The sequence below is a fragment of the Clostridium rectalis genome, from assembly GCF_900626095.1.
In the GTDB taxonomy this organism is placed as follows: Bacteria; Bacillota; Clostridia; order Clostridiales; family Clostridiaceae; genus Clostridium_AS; species Clostridium_AS rectalis.
The window spans coordinates 109,648-128,953 of record NZ_UYZZ01000006.1 but is presented as its reverse complement, the minus strand read 5'-3'; the positions used below and the strand labels follow the sequence as shown (position 1 = coordinate 128,953).

The 19,306-nt window shown below is 30.0% G+C and carries 18 protein-coding genes; all 18 read right to left on the bottom strand.

The window, feature by feature from the left end; translation table 11 throughout:
• Positions 1 to 92: 92 nt before the first annotated feature.
• A complete protein-coding gene (locus EJL03_RS10920) occupies positions 93 to 989 on the bottom strand; it encodes an HD domain-containing protein (RefSeq protein ID WP_125154013.1) in 897 nt (298 codons plus the stop codon).
• A gap of 30 nt (positions 990 to 1,019) precedes the next feature.
• On the bottom strand, positions 1,020 to 2,444 hold the full coding sequence (locus EJL03_RS10915) for a peptidoglycan D,D-transpeptidase FtsI family protein (protein WP_125154012.1): 1,425 nt from the start codon (positions 2,442 to 2,444) through the stop codon (positions 1,020 to 1,022).
• A 1-nt stretch (position 2,445) separates the two neighbouring features.
• The gene (locus EJL03_RS10910) at positions 2,446 to 3,648 is read right to left on the bottom strand and encodes an FtsW/RodA/SpoVE family cell cycle protein (protein WP_125154011.1); all 1,203 of its coding nucleotides are present in this window, start codon (positions 3,646 to 3,648) and stop codon (positions 2,446 to 2,448) included.
• A 44-nt stretch (positions 3,649 to 3,692) separates the two neighbouring features.
• Positions 3,693 to 4,121, bottom strand: coding sequence for an FHA domain-containing protein (locus EJL03_RS10905; RefSeq protein WP_125154010.1), 429 nt, complete (start codon positions 4,119 to 4,121; stop codon positions 3,693 to 3,695).
• A gap of 112 nt (positions 4,122 to 4,233) precedes the next feature.
• A complete protein-coding gene (gene uvrA / locus EJL03_RS10900) occupies positions 4,234 to 7,056 on the bottom strand; it encodes an excinuclease ABC subunit UvrA (protein ID WP_125154009.1) in 2,823 nt (940 codons plus the stop codon).
• Between the two features lie 35 nt (positions 7,057 to 7,091).
• Complete coding sequence (gene uvrB / locus EJL03_RS10895) at positions 7,092 to 9,077, bottom strand: excinuclease ABC subunit UvrB (protein WP_125154008.1); 1,986 nt, start codon at positions 9,075 to 9,077, stop codon at positions 7,092 to 7,094.
• A 3-nt stretch (positions 9,078 to 9,080) separates the two neighbouring features.
• On the bottom strand, positions 9,081 to 10,379 hold the full coding sequence (locus EJL03_RS10890; RefSeq protein WP_125154007.1) for a PDZ domain-containing protein: 1,299 nt from the start codon (positions 10,377 to 10,379) through the stop codon (positions 9,081 to 9,083).
• A gap of 2 nt (positions 10,380 to 10,381) precedes the next feature.
• Complete coding sequence (locus EJL03_RS10885; RefSeq protein ID WP_125154006.1) at positions 10,382 to 11,602, bottom strand: S41 family peptidase; 1,221 nt, start codon at positions 11,600 to 11,602, stop codon at positions 10,382 to 10,384.
• Between the two features lie 208 nt (positions 11,603 to 11,810).
• On the bottom strand, positions 11,811 to 12,701 hold the full coding sequence (gene ftsX / locus EJL03_RS10880) for a permease-like cell division protein FtsX (protein WP_125154005.1): 891 nt from the start codon (positions 12,699 to 12,701) through the stop codon (positions 11,811 to 11,813).
• Positions 12,691 to 13,377 carry a cell division ATP-binding protein FtsE gene (gene ftsE, locus EJL03_RS10875; protein WP_125154004.1) on the bottom strand — a complete coding sequence of 229 codons (687 nt, stop codon included), beginning with the start codon at positions 13,375 to 13,377 and terminating at the stop codon, positions 12,691 to 12,693. Before ftsE ends, ftsX begins: the two co-directional genes overlap by 11 nt.
• 212 nt (positions 13,378 to 13,589) lie before the next feature.
• A complete protein-coding gene (locus tag EJL03_RS10870; protein WP_125154003.1) occupies positions 13,590 to 14,444 on the bottom strand; it encodes a YitT family protein in 855 nt (284 codons plus the stop codon).
• A gap of 20 nt (positions 14,445 to 14,464) precedes the next feature.
• Positions 14,465 to 14,815 (bottom strand): hypothetical protein, encoded by a 351-nt coding sequence (locus EJL03_RS10865; RefSeq protein ID WP_125154002.1) that lies wholly within the window; start codon positions 14,813 to 14,815, stop codon positions 14,465 to 14,467.
• Between the two features lie 82 nt (positions 14,816 to 14,897).
• Entirely contained in the window at positions 14,898 to 15,839 is a 942-nt protein-coding gene (locus EJL03_RS10860) for a transketolase family protein (RefSeq protein WP_125154001.1), read from the bottom strand.
• A complete protein-coding gene (locus EJL03_RS10855; protein WP_125154000.1) occupies positions 15,839 to 16,663 on the bottom strand; it encodes a transketolase in 825 nt (274 codons plus the stop codon). The genes EJL03_RS10860 and EJL03_RS10855 overlap by 1 nt, the downstream gene beginning before the upstream one ends.
• A gap of 62 nt (positions 16,664 to 16,725) precedes the next feature.
• Complete coding sequence (locus EJL03_RS10850; RefSeq protein ID WP_125153999.1) at positions 16,726 to 17,079, bottom strand: type II toxin-antitoxin system PemK/MazF family toxin; 354 nt, start codon at positions 17,077 to 17,079, stop codon at positions 16,726 to 16,728.
• On the bottom strand, positions 17,039 to 17,359 hold the full coding sequence (locus EJL03_RS10845) for a CopG family ribbon-helix-helix protein (RefSeq protein ID WP_125153998.1): 321 nt from the start codon (positions 17,357 to 17,359) through the stop codon (positions 17,039 to 17,041). The genes EJL03_RS10850 and EJL03_RS10845 overlap by 41 nt, the downstream gene beginning before the upstream one ends.
• Positions 17,360 to 17,479: 120 nt before the next feature.
• Positions 17,480 to 18,640: an alanine racemase gene (alr, locus tag EJL03_RS10840; protein ID WP_125153997.1), complete on the bottom strand. Its 1,161-nt coding sequence runs from the start codon at positions 18,638 to 18,640 to the stop codon at positions 17,480 to 17,482.
• Between the two features lies 1 nt (position 18,641).
• The gene (locus tag EJL03_RS10835) at positions 18,642 to 19,265 is read right to left on the bottom strand and encodes a germination lipoprotein GerS-related protein (RefSeq protein ID WP_125153996.1); all 624 of its coding nucleotides are present in this window, start codon (positions 19,263 to 19,265) and stop codon (positions 18,642 to 18,644) included.
• Positions 19,266 to 19,306: the final 41 nt, after the last annotated feature.

Here is a 19,306-nt window from a genome sequence, read left to right as displayed (position 1 = left end):
CTCCTTTATATATTTATATGACTTTTTAATATATTATACAGTAAAATAAAACAAAAATGGAGGATTATCAAAGGAATCCTCCATTTTCACTACTATATTTTATTTTCTATGGCATTTACTATTTGACTATCCACTATATCAGCCACATTTAAAAGAATATCTTCTATGCCTTTAGGTTGAAAATTTCCAAATTCCCCATGGTGAGCCAATATTGAATAGCAAATATCATCTAATTCATCATTGGATATTATATTACCAACTTCTTTATTTATCTCTCTTATGTATGCTGCTCCTAATATTAAATGGTCTAATTTTTGATCTTTCCTTCTTATTATGCCATGGTATTCATACTCCTCTGTTTTCATAATATCGTGTACTATAGCTTTTAACATAAGTCTATCCTTATTTATTACATTTTTAGCACTCATATAAAATGGATTATTTATATAATCCTCTATAATATTTTCCATAGTTTTCATAACACCTACAGTATGTAAAAATAGTCCTCCTATTTTATTACCATGAAATTTTTCAGCAGCTACACAGCTAATAAAATTATTCCATCTTTCTTCATCATAACCTAATGCGCCTGTAGCAGCTATAGCTATTTTTTTATACTTTTCTTCCAATCCATTTACAACATTATTAAAATAGTTTATCAAACTTTCTGGTATATTATAAACTGGTACATACTGTGAGTAATCTATTGCTTCATCTAAGGTTTTAATTATAGGATTTCTTATTTGAATGCTTCCATTAAATCTTGCCACGATCCCCTTAACCTCTATAATGGAATTAACCTCTAATATAGAATTTAGTTTTTCATAATTATCCCAAACAGGAAAAGCTATAGTACTTGTATTATCCTGCATTATTAACAATAAGTATGGGCTACCATCCTTTTTCCAACCAGTTCTCTTATCACTTACTAATGCATTAAATTGAACCTTTTCCCCATTTCTTAATTCCTCTATTTCTTTAATCTTCAATATACTCCCCACCTTCTAAGAAATTAATATCTACTTAACTAAAGCTGTTCTAAATATCCCTGATGCTATACTAGCAGCAGCAATTCCGCCCTGACCCCCATCTTCTACTATTACTGCTAATGCTACTTGGGGATTTTCATATGGTGCAAATCCAATAAACCATGAGTGTGGTTTTGCTCCACTTCCCTCTTTTTTATGATCTGCAGTACCAGTTTTACCACAAACTTTTAATCCTTCAACATCTGCTGCTGAACCTGAGCCCTCTGTTACGACACCTCTCATATATCCCTTTATAGTTCCTGCAATTTCTCTTGTGGTTATTTGACCTATAGATTCTGGCTTAATCCTCTTTAATGAATCTTCATTATGTGAAATAACTTCATTGACTATATATGGTTTCATCATAATACCATCATTAGCAATTGTACTAGCAACCAATGCCATCTCCATAGGAGTGGATAATATTGAGCTCTGGCCTATAGCACTTTGTGCTATATTACCCTTTTCATAATTTTTTAATGAAGGGAAACTGCTATTTTCTATGACAACTCCATCTGAAGGGATATTTTTATTAAAATAAAATTTTTCTGCTGTTTGCTTAAGCTTATCATTTTTTAAATCCAATCCTAGTTGTCCAAACACCACATTACTTGAATGAACAAAAGCTTCTCTAAAACTTATATTTCCATAGGATGCCCCACCAAAATTATGTAAAGATTCTTTTGAATTAAATTCTAACACCCCATTATCGTCAAATCTTCTATTTACTACATTATTTAAATTTTCCATAGCACTTACAGATGTTACTACCTTAAATGTAGATCCCGGTGGATATAAACCTGAAGTAGCTCTATTAAGTAATGGCCTCCCATTATTCTTATTTATATCTGACCAACTTTCCTCTAATTTGTTAGGATTAAAAGAAGGCTTAGAAACTAATCCTAATATCTCTCCAGTCTTAGGATTTAATACCACCACAGCACCTTTATTATCTCCTAATAATTCATAGGCTTTTTTCTGTATATTGTAATCTAAAGTAGTTTTTAAATTATTACCATACTTTTCCTCTTCCTTTTCGCCAAACTTTATAAGACTACTTAAAGTATCCTTTATATTATTTGAAGAAAGTTCTTCATCATACTTTTTTTCTAATCCAGTTATACCGTATTTAGTACTTAAATATCCTAACGCGTGTGCAAATTCCGGCCCCTCATATTCTCTTTTTTGATTTCCTCCACTGATTCTAATACTTTTACTTAAAGACTTCATATTTCTATCATATATAGTTCCTCTGAGGGTCTCATTCCTTTTTGCCCATAGTCTTTGGTTATATTGACTTGAAACTATTTTGGGAGCAACAGCTATTTCAAAATAAGTCATATATGATATTAAACCTATGAAACATACTAAAAATATAATCATAACTTTTTTTATATTACCTGATATATCTTTCATTTTATCTACCCTCTTCTGATATTTTCTGAATTACTCCAAGAGCAAAAAATGTACTAAGCATAGAACTTCCACCTTGACTTACCATTGGAAGAGTTATACCTGTTAAAGGAATTACATTAATAATTCCCCCAATTATTACCAAAACCTGACAAGCTATCATAGCACTGTATCCAACTGTAATTAACCTTAAAAAATTATCTTCTGCATATATTGCTGCCCTCATACATCTATAAAACAACAGAAAGTACAATAAAATTATAGCAAATCCCATTAATATTCCTAATTCCTCACATATTACAGAAAAAATAAAATCTGTAGTTCTTGCTGGTATATATGAAGGATACCCTTTTCCCAAACCACTACCTGTAAGACCACCAGATGCAATTGCTAATAATGATTGTACAACCTGATAGCTTTTATCCGTAGCATAAGGCCATGGATTCTGCCATATTAAAACCCTCAACCTTACGTGATCAAATAACTTGTAACTAATTGCAGCTCCTACTCCAAATAATAAAAAACATACTATTATGTATTTAAATTTAGATGTTGCTATGTATAACATGGTAATTGATATACCAAAGAAAATAAGGGCACTTCCTAAATCTTTTTGTAATACCATGAATCCTAAAGAAATCATAACAACTACGCCTGGTTCAATAAGATCCTTGAAAGTCTTATAGTCCTTAAGAGCTGCTGCTAAATATATAACAAAAAATAGCTTCCCAAACTCCGAAGGCTGGAATAAAAACCCTCCTATGCTAATCCAGTTTCTAGATCCATATATTTTAGGTGCAAATAATGTTCCTAAACTCATAAGAACTATTGTACAACCTAATAATAAATATTTAAATTTACAAAATTTTTTAAAATCAGGGAATAACACTACAATTAATATAAAACCAGTTACTCCTATTGCAAACCATATAATCTGTTTTACAGCTATAGCCGTGTCTATTCTATATAAAACAATTATCCCAATTACCGCTAATATACTAGAGAAAATAAATATAAATTTATCCCCATCTGAAAAAAACTTTCTTATAACAAAATAAGAATATCCTATAAGTACACAAGTAATTAAACACATAATCATTGCACCTTTATCAAAAGGATCTTTTAGTATTGCTAAATTGAGAAATCCTATTATGCACAATAAATAAGTATATCTTAAGAGTTTTTTTTCATCTCTACTAGTGTCCACTGCCTAGTCACCACCTAACTTTTTATAAATATTTTCTAACATAATTATCCTATAAATTTTAAAACCGTATTCCCTATTTTAATTATTTCACCACTTTTTAGATGTTTTTTCCCATGTATTTTTACCTGATTAACTAAAGTTCCATTGGTACTACCTAAGTCTTCTAATATATATTCATTATTTCTTATATACACCCGTGCATGATGTCCTGAAACATATGGGTCATCAAGTACAAATGTATTCCCATTTCTTCTTCCTATTGTTATTTCCCCTTGAATAGGAATAACTCCCCCTCTTTTCAAATTTATACTATTACCAGGTTCCACTATTTCTAACCCCACTAATCTTCTCTTATTCCTTCTTTTAGTACCGGACTTAATATCCTTATTCATGATTCTAAGTGCAGTAAATATTATTACATAAACTATTGCTATTATCATAACTGTGAATATTGGGCTTAATTTATTTAACATAAAAATCACCTTCTCTATCTTTATATAATAGAAGCCATACAAAAATTAACATTAACAATACTTATATTAAAGGACTAGCATTTATCGCTTTTCCATGCTAGTCCAAGATAAATTATAACATCTTTTTTAAATAATGTCCTGTATATGAATTTCCATTATTACCTATTTCTTCTGGGGTTCCTTTTGCTATTACTGTTCCACCCTTCTCTCCACCTTCGGGCCCTAAATCTATAATATAATCTGCACACTTTATAACATCTAAATTATGTTCAATAACAACGGCTGTATTCCCCTGATGCACAAGCCTTTGTATTATAGATATTAGTCTATTAACATCATCAACATGAAGACCTGTTGTTGGTTCATCTAAGATATATAAAGTTTTACCATTACTCCTTTTGGATAGTTCATATGCAAGTTTTATTCTTTGTGCCTCTCCTCCGGATAATTGGGTTGATGGTTGCCCTAATTTTATATAACTTAGTCCAACATCCATTAAAGTTTGAAGTTTATTTTTTATCCTAGGTATATTTTCAAAAAAAATCAATGCTTCCTCCACAGTCATATTAAGGACATCATCTATAGTTTTACCTTTATATTTTACTTCTAAAGTTTCTCTATTATACCTTTTACCTTTACATACTTCACAAGGTACATAAACGTCAGATAAAAATTGCATTTCTATCTTTATTATTCCATCGCCTTTACAGGCCTCACATCTTCCACCCTTTACATTAAAGCTAAATCTTCCAGGTTTATATCCCCTCATTTTTGATTCAGAAGTATTTGTAAAGACCTCTCTTATTATATCAAATACTCCTGTGTAAGTAGCTGGATTAGATCTTGGAGTTCTTCCTATTGGACTTTGATCTATATTTATAATTTTTTCTATATGTTCTACTCCTAATATGACTTTATGCACTCCTGGATTATCTTTAACATTATTTAGCTTTTTATTTAAACCTTTATATAATATTTCATTAACTAAGGTACTTTTACCTGACCCAGAGACTCCTGTAACACATGTAAATAATCCTATAGGAAAATCAACATCTATATTTTTTAAGTTATTTTCCCTAGCCCCCTTTACCTTTATAATCTTATCCGTAGAAGTTCTTCTTTTCTCTGGTATTTCTACCCTCTTTATACCACACAAATATTGCGCTGTTATTGATTTTTTATTTTTAACTATTTTCTCTAAAGTACCAGATGCAACTATTTCTCCTCCATGTTCTCCCGCACCAGGACCTATATCTACAACAAAATCTGCTGATTTTATCGTATCCTCATCATGTTCTACTACAATTAGTGTATTTCCTAAATCTCTTAAATGCTTTAATGTCTCTATTAACCTATCATTGTCCCTTTGATGTAAGCCTATGCTAGGCTCATCTAGTATGTATAATACTCCAACAAGACTTGAACCTATTTGAGTAGCAAGTCTTATTCTTTGTGCTTCTCCTCCAGATAGAGTGCCTGCAGTCCTAGCTAAGTTTAGATAATCTAACCCCACATCTATTAAAAAATTTAATCTACTTTTAATTTCTTTGAGAATTTGATTGCTAATTATGCTATCCTTTTCTGATAAAATTAATTCATTTAAAAATTTCAATTCATCTTTTATGGATAAAGTGCAAAAATCAAATATACTCTTACCTCCAACAGTTACAGCTAAAGCCTCCTCTTTTAATCTAGCACCTTTGCATTTTGGACAAGAATTATTACTCATATACCTTTCTATATCATCTTTTATATAATCAGAGTTGGTTTCAAAATATCTTCGTCTTAAACTATTTATTATTCCTTCGAAAGCATGATTAAACTCCATAACTCCATTATCTTTTTCATATTTTACCTTAATTTTTTCCCCATTAAGTCCATATAATAATATTTTTACTATGTCTTTATCTAAATTTTCTACTGGGGAAGATAAATCAAAATGAAATTGTTTTGATAAAGATTTAAGTATACTATATGTCCAAGAATCTTCTTTTAACACAGCATTAGCCCAGGGTAATATTGCACCCTGTAATATACTTTTACTCTTATCTGGTATTAATAAATTTTCATCTATTTCAAGTAAGGTTCCCAGACCATCACATTTATCACATTTCCCAAATGGTGAATTAAAAGAGAACATTCTAGCAGAAATTTCACTTAGACTTACATTACAATCAGGACATGCAAAATTTTCACTAAATAATATATCCTCTTTATCTAATATATTAATAATAACTATACCATCAGATAATTTTAAGGCTGTTTCTATAGAATCAGCTAATCTACTTTTTATATCAGGTTTAATTATCAGTCTATCAATTACCGCTTCAATAGCGTGCTTTTTATTTTTTTCTAATTTTATATATTCTTCTTCTAAATCTATTGTAACTCCATCAATTCTCGCTCTTATATACCCACTCTTTTTAATACTTTCTAATACCTTTACATGTTCACCTTTTCTTCCTCTTATTATAGGCGCTAACACTTGGATCCTATTTCTTTCAGGTAATTCTAAAATTTTATCTACCATTTCATCTACAGTTTGTTGTCGTATTTCCTTTCCGCATTTAGGACAATGAGGCTTACCAATCTTTGAGTATAAAAGCCTTAGATAATCATAAATTTCTGTTACCGTTCCTACTGTTGAACGTGGGTTTCTACTAGTGGTTTTTTGGTCGATAGATATAGCAGGAGATAGTCCTTCTATATACTCTACGTCAGGTTTATTCATTTGTCCCAAGAATTGCCTTGCATATGCAGAAAGAGATTCTACATATCTTCTTTGTCCTTCCGCATATAAGGTATCAAATGCTAAAGATGATTTACCAGATCCTGATAATCCTGTGAAGACTATAAACTTTTCTCTTGGTATTTCAAGATCTACATTTTTTAAATTATGTACTTTAGCTCCTTTTATCACTATTTTATCTATCATAGTTTATTTACCACACTCTCCTTAGTTTATCAATACTAATAGCCTTTCTTTTTCTTTTTCAACTTAAAAATTATATCTCTAATTTCTGCCGCCCTCTCAAACTGCAAGCTGGATGCTGCTTGTTTCATTTCCTCTTCATAATTTTTTATTAATAATTCTATGTTATCATTATTAGCCTTAATAGCCTCTTCTAAACTATTATAATCTACCTTTTCTTCTGCAACATTAGTTATTTCTATAACATCCCTTATATCTTTAATTATAGTTGTTGGAACCACATTATTTTTCTTGTTATATTCCATTTGTATACTTCTTCTTCTATTAGTTTCCTTCATGGCTCTATCCATAGATTTGGTTATATTATCTGCATACATAATTACTTTACTCTCAGAATTTCTTGCTGCTCTTCCTATTATTTGGATTAAAGACCTATCGGATCTTAGAAATCCTTCCTTATCTGCATCCAAAATAGCAACTAGTGCTACTTCTGGTATATCAAGACCTTCTCTTAAAAGGTTAATTCCAACTAATACATCATATTCACCTTTTCTTAAGTCTCTAATTATTTTCATTCTTTCTATTGTATCAATGTCCGAATGTAAATAATTTGTTTTTATACCCATTTCTTTAAAATACTGTGTTAAATCTTCTGCCATTTTTTTTGTAAGTGTAGTAACAAGTATTCTAAAACCTTTATCTATAGTTTTTCGTATTCTGGAATATAAATCATCAATTTGGCCCTTAACAGGACTAATTACAATTTCTGGATCTAACAACCCAGTAGGTCTTATTATTTGTTCTACAACATTTTCAGAATGTTCTAATTCATACTGACCTGGAGTAGCACTAACAAATACAACCTGGTTAAGTTTAGATTCAAATTCATTAAATTTTAATGGTCTATTGTCAAATGCAGAAGTTAGTCTAAACCCATAATCTATCAAAGTGGTTTTTCTAGATCTATCTCCAGCATACATAGCTCTAACTTGTGGCAAAGTAACATGGCTTTCATCTATAAATAATAAAAAGTCATCCGGAAAGTAGTCCATGAGAGTTTTAGGTGGAGTTTCCGGATCCCTTCCATCTAGAATTCTAGAATAATTTTCTATACCACTACAATATCCAACCTCCCTCATCATCTCTATATCAAAATTAGTTCTTTGCTTTAATCTTTGAGCTTCTAAAATTTTATCTTCCATAGTTAATTCTTTAACCCTTAGTTCTAACTCACCTTCTATTTTACCTATAGCCCCCTGTAACCTTTCATAAGAGGTGGCAAAATGGGATGCTGGGAAAATAGCTACATGCTTTCTAGTTGCTATTATCTCACCAGTTAATACATCAAATTCTTTTATTCTATCTATTTCATCTCCAAAAAACTCTATTCTTATACCTTTATTACTTGAAGAAGCAGGGAATATATCTAAAACATCCCCTCTAACTCTAAAAGTACCTCTAACAAAGTTTATATCATTTCTTTCATATTGTATTTCAACTAACTTTTTTATTACTTCATCCCTGTCCTTTCCCATACCTTCTCTTAACGATATGGTAAGTTTTCTGTATTCTTCTGGATTTCCTAATCCATAAATACAGGATACTGAAGCAACAATTATTACATCTCTTCTCTCGAATAAAGCTGATGTGGCTGAATGCCTTAATTTATCTATTTCGTCGTTTATTGACGCATCTTTTTCAATATAAGTATCTGTTTGAGGTACATATGCCTCTGGTTGATAATAATCATAATATGAAACAAAATACTCAACACAACTTTCAGGAAAAAACTCTCTAAATTCTGAACACAACTGAGCTGCTAGTGTTTTATTATGAGCCAATACCAACGTAGGTTTCTTTACTCTCTCTATAATATTTGCCATAGTAAATGTTTTTCCCGATCCTGTTACTCCTAAGAGAGTCTGAAACTTCTGTCCCTTATTTATTCCTTTAACAATATCCTCTATAGCCTTAGGCTGATCACCCATAGGCTTAAATTTAGAATGAATTTTAAAATCATTCATAACTTATTCCTCACCATCTTTATTCCTATTTTTTACTTTATTTAAAATTTCAGTAAATGTATTTTCAGTAAATTTTAATACTGTTTTATCTTCTGGAACGGACTTAGGCACAAAAACCATTCCAAGTTTACGTTTATCACAACTATACTTGTATATAATTTCTTTGATTTCCCCATTTTTTTTCTTTAATTTTATTTTAATATTAGAATGTATTTTAGTTAGTATATTAATGGCATCGGAATCTGTGTCTATATCTTCATCATTTATTTGTATTATAGAATCTCCACTTCTAATTCCCAATTCATAAGCATAGGAACTAGGTGCTGTATCTAATATCATTATTCCTTCATCGCTTACATATTTAGGCTTCCTTTTTATTTCCATAACCCTTTGAATATATAACATTATTTCATGACCTATAGGTGCAAACAATACTACAAGTATTTTAAAGAATATATTCAAGTTAGCCAACTGGGCCAATATAAATAATATAATACTATATAAAATTATAAATAAACCTGAATTAACTACCTTTCCAGTTTTATCTCTAGTAAAAGTGACGCTATTATAACCTAATACTCCGTAAAATGGAACCAATAAAAGTACAGTATTTTTTAGCATATCTGTAGATATGGTGCCATTTAGAATAGGCCACCAATTTGGTGTTGGTGTTGTTCCCGTAACATCTCCTCCTAATGAAGACATATTATATAGCATAATTATAGCTATAGGCAACGCCCAATATCTTTTCATTATAAATCCACCAATTATTTTATCTTCTCTTTTGGTAAATACAGGTACCGACCCTCTATTTCCATCAAATATTACTAATAATCCTTCTACAAAATGTAATACTGCTACCATAGTCATAAGTGATGTTATATTGAACTTTAAATACGCTACCTCAGTGGTGCCGTAAATTCCTGATATAAATGAATTTATTATACTTATTCCCCCCAAAATGGCAGCAGAATAAGAAAAACACATGAATCTAGGACTCCAAACCATTAAAAGTATAGAAGTTAAAAAAAGAATTTCTATCATAGAATTTTCGTAAAATACTACTCCTAAACATGTCATGATAACGCTAGCTATAACACCTGCAAAAATCCCCATAACTACTTGAGACACAGTTAATTCAAAAGGGGAGTTTACTTGCTCCCCAATAATCATCCTCTGCATTGCGGAAGTTTTTCTATTTTGTTTATAAAGTATAACAGCCAGTATAAATAAAAATAAAACAAAATAAGGCTCCGTTAACGCAAAGGCTATAACCCTAAGTGTATGAATTATAATATTCATGCTTATTTCTTTCCTCTCTCTATATTTTCTCTTATTACTCCTAGAGCTTTTATAAATTGAGGATCTGTACTTCTATTATATGGTAGTTTCAATAATTCTTTTGGATATTCAATTGCCACATCAGGCTTTATTCCAATTCCATGTATGTTCTCACCATTAGGAGTATAGTATTTTGATATAGTAACCTTTAAAGCTGTTCCACTTCCTGTATCAAATAACGTTTGAACAACTCCTTTTCCAAAAGTTTTTTCTCCCACTAATGTAGCAGATTTGTAATCTCTTAAAGCTCCAGAAAAAACCTCCGAGGCACTGGCAGATCCCTCATTAGTTAATATAACTAATGGTAATCCTATAAAATCTCCACCTTTTGATTTATACTTTTTTTCTGACTTGTATTTATCTATAGTTGAAACTACTACTTTGCCTTTAGGAATAAAGTTAGATGCCATTTTTACACATTCATCTAATACACCACCTGGATTTCCTCTTAAATCCACAATCAATCCCTTCATTCCTTCAGTTTTTAAACTATCTAGTTTTTTCTTAAAGTTTTTAGATGTATTTTCATCAAACATACTTACTTGAATATATGCCACATTGCTATCTATCATTTCTCCCTTTACCGTAACCATATCTATCTTAGACCTTTTTAGTATCGTATCAAAACTACCCTTGCCTTCTCTAAAAAAAGTAACAGTAACCTCAGTACCTTCTTGCCCTTTCATCATAGTTACAGCTTTTTCAGAATCTTTTCCAGTTACTGTAGTTCCATTAACCTTCTCTACTATATCTTTAGGTATTATTCCTGCATTTTTAGCAGGAGAGTTTTCAAAAACGTCCACTACTACTATTTTATTGTCTTTAACTTGTATTTGTAATCCTACTCCACTATAATTTCCCTCTGTTTGGGAATTAAATTCTCCAAATTCTTCTTTATTCATAAATACAGTATATGGATCATTCAATGCTGCTGTCATTCCTTTAATTGCTCCCTCTTCCAATGCAGCATCATCTATCTTACCATCATAACTTTTATATAGCACATCTCTTATTTGAAACATTTTAGAAAAATCTAATAATCTATTATAATCCTGTTTACTTACTATAACCTTTCCATTAGGAACACTTAAAGAAATAAGATTACTACCAAAAAAAGTGAGCATATTAGTAATTAATACTATACATATAGTAATACCAATCCATTTCTTCTTACCACTCTCCATTTATTTCACTCCTTTATATAAATCAGTAATTATTTTAATATAAGCTCTATATATATGTTTATATAAATCATAGATAATTATAACATTAAAAAAAATAAATTTAAAAAATATTTGTGTAGTTAATAATTAATTAAAAAATAAAATTGTTCTAATATTAATTTAAGGTGGTATAAAACCACCTTAAATTGTTATTTATATTAAATTTTTATTAAACTGCAAGGAACTTTCTCATGGATAATATACTACCTATTGAACCTATTAAAAGTCCTACCAATAAAAATTCCCATGATATAGTTGTAAGCACATATTTCGGGGAGATTAACTGCCCTAAAAATAAACTTGATGCCGCCTTAGTATAAACTATATTGTATGAATAGTATAATGCAATGCATCCTATTATAGACCCTGCTATACCAATTATCATACCTTCAATTATAAAAGGCCACCTTATAAACCAATCTGTTGCACCTATATATTTCATTATACCTATTTCTTTTCTCCTTGAATAAACAGTAATCTTTATAGTATTTCCTATTAAGAATAAAGATACTCCTATAAGGATAGCAAACAATACCATACCTACCCATTTTATAGTTTTAGTTATAGCAATAATTTTATCTACTATTTTTCTTCCGTCCTGAATCTCATAAATTCCTTTAGCGTCCTTAATGTTATTTACAACACTTGCAACCATTTCTGGTGTTTTAACCTTAACCACAAATGCGTTTGGTAGTGGGTTATCTTTGTCTAAACCCTCCACTAATGCTTTATTATTTTCTCCTATTTGATCTTTAAATTTATCCATAGCCTGATTTTTAGTTTCATATGTAACACTTTGTACTTCATTCATACCCTTAAGTTTTTTACCTAAATCTTTTTCTTGGGCTATAGTTATATCATTATTTAAAAATACTCTTATTTCTACTCTTGATTCTACATCTTTTACCAATACTTTAACATCCAACATAGCTAGTAAAAATACACCTAAAATAAACAAAGTCGCTGCAACAGTTGCAACTGATGCTAAACTTATTGTCCTATTTCTTTTTAAACTCTTCAATGAATCTAATATAAAATATTTAATGGTACTAATCTTCATATCCGTAAACACCCCTTTGTTCGTCTCTTACAACTACCCCTTTTTCAATAGCTATAACTCTTTTTCTCATACTATCCACTATATTCCTTGCATGAGTAGCCATAAGTATAGTAGTTCCAGCATGATTTATATCATTTAATATGTCCATTATTTCCATAGATGTTTCTGGATCTAAGTTACCTGTAGGCTCGTCTGCAATTAATAAAGATGGGTTGTTAACTATAGCTCTAGCCAAAGCTACTCTTTGTTGCTCTCCTCCAGATAATTCATGAGGAAATGCCTTATATTTTGTAGATAATCCTACCATAGACAAGAACATTGGTACTTTTTTTCTTATTTCTTTAATAGGAGCTTGTACCACTCTCATCGCAAAAGCTACATTTTCATAAACATTTAAGTTAGGAATTAATCTAAAATCCTGAAAAACAACCCCTATTTTTCTTCTATAATAAGGTATGTCCTTTCGTTTTAATTGAGTTATATCTGTACCATTTACAACAATATTACCGCTAGTGGGGTCCACTTCTTTTAAAAGACTTTTTATAAACGTAGATTTACCCGCTCCACTAGGTCCAACCAAAAATACAAATTCTCCTCTATCAATTGTTAGATTTATATTAGATAATGCAAATATATTATGATTATAAATTTTGCTTACATTCTTAAATTCTATCATTAGAACCTCTCCTCTATTATACAATTATTACCACTTTACTATCTGATATTTACATATTCGATATTGATATTATAACATAACAAATAAAAAAATTGAAAACTAATTTATATAAAATTCTTATTAATTAGTGTCTTTATAACAATTAAATGTAAATTTAAATATAAAAAATGTCAATGTATAACTACATCGACAAACTTCAATCATTATATTATTTAATCCTCATCTACTATATTTTTAAATCCTTCTCCTAAAACTTCATGTACATCTGAAACAGTTATAAAAGCCTTACTATCTATCTTCCTTATGTATTCCTTTAATTTAATAAATTCTCTTCTATTTAACACCATATATAATATATCTACATTATTTTTAGTGTATCCACCTTTACCTTCCACAATAGTACATCCTCTTTCTAATGTATTTATAACATAATCATTTATTTTACTATTCTGTTCACTTACTACTATAACTTGCTTACATACATTTATTCCTTCTATAATAACATCTATGACAAAACCGGTGAAAATAACAGATAACAGTGAATACATCCCTATCTCTATGCCAAAAGATATAGCTGAAAAGACTGTTATGGCAAAATCAACTATTAAAAGAGATTTTCCAATTGCAACATGTGTTAATTTACTAAATATTTTAGCCAATATATCTGTACCACCAGTAGAAGCATTGTTGTTAAATACAATCCCCATACCTATTCCTGATACAAGTGTACCAAAAGAAGATGCCAAAAATAAATCATGAGTCACTAGTAAATTAGTAGGAATAACTTTTTCAAATATCCATAAAAATACAGATAGCATTAAGCTAGCATAAATAGTTTTTCCACCAAATTTACTACTTATAAACATAAATGCTACAATAAATAATATGGCATTCATAATAAGTGACAGCATTCCTATATTTAAAGCCGGGATAAAATCATTTATTATTATAGCTAACCCTACAATTCCACCAGATGCTATTTTATTTGGTGCCAAAAATATTGCAGTGGCTAATGCTACTAAAAGTACTCCAAATGTAATAACCAGATACTCTTTATATCTCTTCACTTTAACACCTTACTCTCGATTTATTTATTAAGATAAGCCCATATTATATCTTGTAAAATTACTGACGAAATCAATAAAACTATACATATTATAAATATAACAAAAGCTAAATTTAATCTATGAAAATAATTTTTCCATGTTTCCTCATAGTTTAAAGGTCTCATAAATTTTTCATTTGTAAAAGATATGGCAGATATAAATAAACCAAACAAAGACAAATACATATTTAACTTTGAACCTAAATTTATGGCATTAAAAATATTGCCTTTTGAAACTATAAAACCAATCATTGCTCCAATTAAAAATACTGCTATAAAAATATATACTGCTATTTTTATACAATATAGTATATCCATAAAATATTTTTTCATTATGTTCCTCTCTTCTATTATATTTATATAAGTATATAAATATTGCCTTAGAAGTAAAACCTCTAAAGCAATATAAAAATTATTATTTTAAATTCAATCCTCTTTTAACTTCTTTAACTATATCTTCAGCAGTTAACTTATAAGCTTTTATAAGTTCATCTGGTTTCCCACTCTCACCAAAAGTATCTCTTATTCCTACTCTAATTACATGTACAGGATGATTTTCAGATACTACCTCGCATACAGCAGAGCCAAGTCCACCAATTATACTATGTTCCTCTGCCGTTATTATAAGCCCAGTCTCTCTTGCAGCATCTACAATAGCCTTTTCGTCTATTGGTTTTATAGTGTGTATATTTATAACTTTTACTTTTATTCCTTCTTCAGCTAGTATATTGTATGCCTCTAATGCTGCATCAACCATTATACCCGTAGCAATAATAGTAGCATCTTTTCCTTCTCTATGTTTAACTGCTTTTCCTATTTCAAATTTATAATCACTAAAATCATTTACTGATGATACTTTTGATCTACCTAATCTAACATAACAAGGTCCATCATATTCTGCAACTGCTTTTATAGCAGCTTCAGTTTCTATTGCATCAGATGGTGAAATTACTACCATGTTTGGTATGCTTCTCATTAAAGAAATATCTTCTATTGACTGATGAGATGCACCATCCTCTCCCACAGTTATTCCCGCATGGGTTGCACATACTTTTACATTTAGTTTTGGATAACATATGGAATTTCTTATTTGTTCATAGGCTCTTCCTGTTGCAAAAATAGCAAATGTACTAGTAAAAGGTATTTTCCCACATGATGCCATTCCTGCCGCTACAGCCATCATATTTCCTTCAGCTATACCCATATTTATAAATCTTTCTGGACATACTTTTTTAAAATCAGCAGTTTTAGTTGATTTTGATAAATCCGCATCCAAAACTACAATCTTATTGTTTTCTTTTCCTATCTTTGCTAAAGTCTTTCCATAAGCTTCTCTTGTTGCAATCTTATTTGACATTATTCTTCCCCTCCTATCTCTGTTAATGCTTGTTCGCACTGTTCTAAGGTAGGGGCAGTACCATGCCATCCAGCTTCATTTTCCATAAATGATACACCTTTTCCTTTTATAGTTTTACAAACTATAACTGTAGGTTTATTTTTAACTTTTTTAGCTTCTTGTAAAGCATCTATTAATTGTTGAAAATCATGACCATCAACATCTATAACATTCCATCTAAATGCTCTAAATTTGTCTGAAACAGGCTCTGGTGACATAACGTTTTTACATTCCCCATCTATTTGTAATCCATTATGGTCTACAAAAGCAACTAAGTTATCTAACCCATAATGAGCAGCTGCCATAGACGCTTCCCATACTTGACCTTCTTCTAATTCACCATCTCCAAGTAGAGCATACACTTTATAATCTTTTTTATCTATTTTTCCTGCTAATGCCATGCCTACTGCAGCAGATATACCCTGTCCTAATGATCCAGTAGACATGTCTACTCCTGGAACCTCATTCATATTTGGATGTCCTTGTAATATTGAACCTATTTTTCTAAGGGTATTTAACTCCTCTACATTAAAAAAACCTTTCCTTGCTAATGTACTGTATAAAACAGGTGCCGCATGTCCCTTTGAAAGAACAAATCTATCCCTGTTTAAATCCTTAGGATTTTCAGGGTTCACATTCATCTCATGGAAATATAACGTAACTAAAATTTCCACTGCTGATAATGATCCACCAGGATGTCCTGAATGTGACTCTGTAAGCATAGTTACAATATCTTTTCTTACTTGTTTCGCTATGCTCTTTAGTTCTTCTGTATTATTTATCATATTTTCCCCTCCTAAATAAAGTTTAAATATATAGTATATACAAAAGTAAGGGCTAGAAGCCCTTACTGTTTTAATCCTATACTTATTAAAAGTGCATCATCTACTTTTTTCATATCACTGTTTGTCATATGACCGATTTTCTCTTTTAGTCTTCTTTTATCTAAAGTTCTTATTTGTTCAAGTAAAACTACTGAATCTTTATTTAGCCCATATTCTTCTGATGATATTTCTACATGAGTTGGCAATTTTGCTTTATTTATCTGGGAAGTAATCGCTGCAACAATAACAGTTGGACTGTATTTATTGCCTACATCGTTCTGTATAATAATAACAGGCCTTATTCCTCCCTGCTCTGAGCCAACAACTGGGCTCAAATCAGCATAAAATATATCTCCTCTTTTCACTATTGTTGTCATCGGACCAATCACACTCCGAAAGCTTCGCTTCATATTCTTTTAATTCTTTAATGTCATTTGCAAAGCCTATCTCTGCAATTTCTAAATTAATTTTGCTCATTTCCATATAACCTTTTTTCATTTGTTCTAATTCTTTTAACCTTTTTTTCTCCTCAATATATAGTATTATAACTTCACGAATAAATTCACTTCTTTTTTTAGAATCTTCTTTTAGTGCTTTATTAAATTCATTATTTAGTGTTTCTGAGAGGTTTACAACTAATCTTTTTGAATCTGACATTAAAAATTAATACCTCCTATTAACCTTTGCAAAAGATATGTATACAGAACAATTATAATCCTATTCTTATAATAATGTCAAAGGGTTTTACCGTGTTAATTACTATACTTTATTGAAAATTTATACATAATTTCTTATTTTGATTATTTCTTGTTTATTTATATAAACTCTAGGAACTCTTTTACTTATCATACACAAAATTTCATAGTTTATTGTTCCTAAAATATCTGCTATTTCGTTTGCTGTCATTTTTATATTATTATACTCCCCCATTATTATAACCTCATCTCCGATATTTGTCTCCCCTATTTCTGTAATATCTATCATACATTGATCCATACATACTTTGCCTACTACCGGAGCAAACCTCCCATTTACAATAACTTTAGCTTTATTGAATAAAGCTCTAATGTATCCATCTGCATATCCTACTGGTAAAGTAGCTATCAAACTTTCTTTATCTGTTCTAAATTTCCTACCATAACTTATATAATTATCCTTTTGCAATTTTTTTATGTGTACAATATTAGTTTTTAATGTCATTACTGGTTTTAAATCCAGATTATCTTTGCATACTTCTTTTGATGGATAATATCCATAAAGTATTATTCCCGGACGAACTGCATCTAAATGAGTTTCAGGTAAATCTATAATTGCCGCACTATTAGCAATATGTCTGATATTTACTTTTACATCCTTTTTTTGCAGTTCATTATAAAACCAATTAAACTTGTCAAATTGTTTAATTGTATAATCCTTATCCGATTCATCTGCAGTAGAAAAATGGGAAAATAATCCCTCTATTACTATATTGGGCAATTTACTTATTTTGTATACTTCATCTATCCCTCTTTTATCCGAAGCAAAACCTATTCTTCCCATGCCAGTATCTAATGCTATGTGTATCTTAGCTCTCTTGTGTTTTTCTACTGCCATGTCTGAAATTTTTTTAGCTAGATCATAGTTAAAAACAGTCTGTTCTATATCATATCTTATAAGATTATCTATTAGACTTTCAGGAGTAAATCCTAAAATCATTATAGGACATGTTATTCCTCCTCTTCTTAACTCCACTGCTTCATTTATAACAGCTACGGCAAGACGTGTAGCTCCATTCTCCAAAAGTGTTGGCACTATATCTAAAGCCCCGTGGCCATAAGCGTCAGCTTTTACTACTGCTATTATATCCTTACTTCTAGATAGTTTTCTAATTTGTTGCATATTATAAGCTAAATTATCTAAATTTATTTCTGCCCAAACAGGTCTTAGATGTCTAAACAAGCTATTCTCCACCTTTCTTGCCAACATCAAATAGTTTATCTTCCAATTCTAAATTGGCAGTGAATTGTTTATACTTAATTGTAGCTTTTTCTTTATTACTACCATCATATAATATTAATTTTTCAGGTAAACAATCCTTTGTATTGATATACATCTTCCCCCTACTTATATTTCTATTCATACCGGGTATATCTAGTTCCACTATTTGATATTCTAATCCATCAATATTTTTTAAAGATTTTTTTATCTCTTCATTAGTATACATCAAATGAATATATTCTCCTACAAGGCTCATCCTAAATATAGTATCAAAATCTCTATCTATAGTATATTTAAAACCGGAATTCTTATCGTTTATATATATTTTATCATCTTTATATAGTAAGATTCTATCCTTTTCTAAATCTATTCTTCCTCCAAGATCTTTTTTAAAAAACTGTTTACAATTATATTCTAAATTTTGTCTATCATTTAATAAAGTAATAACTGCATCGCACTTATAACTCTTTATATTTTTTATAAAATCTATACATTTTTCACTATTATTATTATCCTGTTTGCAAGAATATAACATAGGCGAAAACACAAAAAAAATAACAGCTAGTATTAATAATCTCTTTTTCATAAAAATCCCCCTATAAAATAAGCTTATTATTAATACTATTC

Coding starts and splice junctions, on each gene's coding strand:
- EJL03_RS10915 (WP_125154012.1), bottom strand. CDS start 2,444: ATGAAAGATATATCAGGTAATATAAAAAAAGTTATGATTATATTTTTA.
- EJL03_RS10890 (WP_125154007.1), bottom strand. CDS start 10,379: ATGAATATTATAATTCATACACTTAGGGTTATAGCCTTTGCGTTAACG.
- uvrA (WP_125154009.1), bottom strand. CDS start 7,056: ATGATAGATAAAATAGTGATAAAAGGAGCTAAAGTACATAATTTAAAA.
- ftsX (WP_125154005.1), bottom strand. CDS start 12,701: ATGAAGATTAGTACCATTAAATATTTTATATTAGATTCATTGAAGAGT.
- EJL03_RS10905 (WP_125154010.1), bottom strand. CDS start 4,121: ATGTTAAATAAATTAAGCCCAATATTCACAGTTATGATAATAGCAATA.
- uvrB (WP_125154008.1), bottom strand. CDS start 9,077: ATGAATGATTTTAAAATTCATTCTAAATTTAAGCCTATGGGTGATCAG.
- EJL03_RS10850 (WP_125153999.1), bottom strand. CDS start 17,079: ATGACAACAATAGTGAAAAGAGGAGATATATTTTATGCTGATTTGAGC.
- ftsE (WP_125154004.1), bottom strand. CDS start 13,377: ATGATAGAATTTAAGAATGTAAGCAAAATTTATAATCATAATATATTT.
- EJL03_RS10845 (WP_125153998.1), bottom strand. CDS start 17,359: ATGTCAGATTCAAAAAGATTAGTTGTAAACCTCTCAGAAACACTAAAT.
- EJL03_RS10860 (WP_125154001.1), bottom strand. CDS start 15,839: ATGTCAAATAAGATTGCAACAAGAGAAGCTTATGGAAAGACTTTAGCA.
- EJL03_RS10855 (WP_125154000.1), bottom strand. CDS start 16,663: ATGATAAATAATACAGAAGAACTAAAGAGCATAGCGAAACAAGTAAGA.
- EJL03_RS10865 (WP_125154002.1), bottom strand. CDS start 14,815: ATGAAAAAATATTTTATGGATATACTATATTGTATAAAAATAGCAGTA.
- EJL03_RS10835 (WP_125153996.1), bottom strand. CDS start 19,265: ATGAAAAAGAGATTATTAATACTAGCTGTTATTTTTTTTGTGTTTTCG.
- EJL03_RS10885 (WP_125154006.1), bottom strand. CDS start 11,602: ATGGAGAGTGGTAAGAAGAAATGGATTGGTATTACTATATGTATAGTA.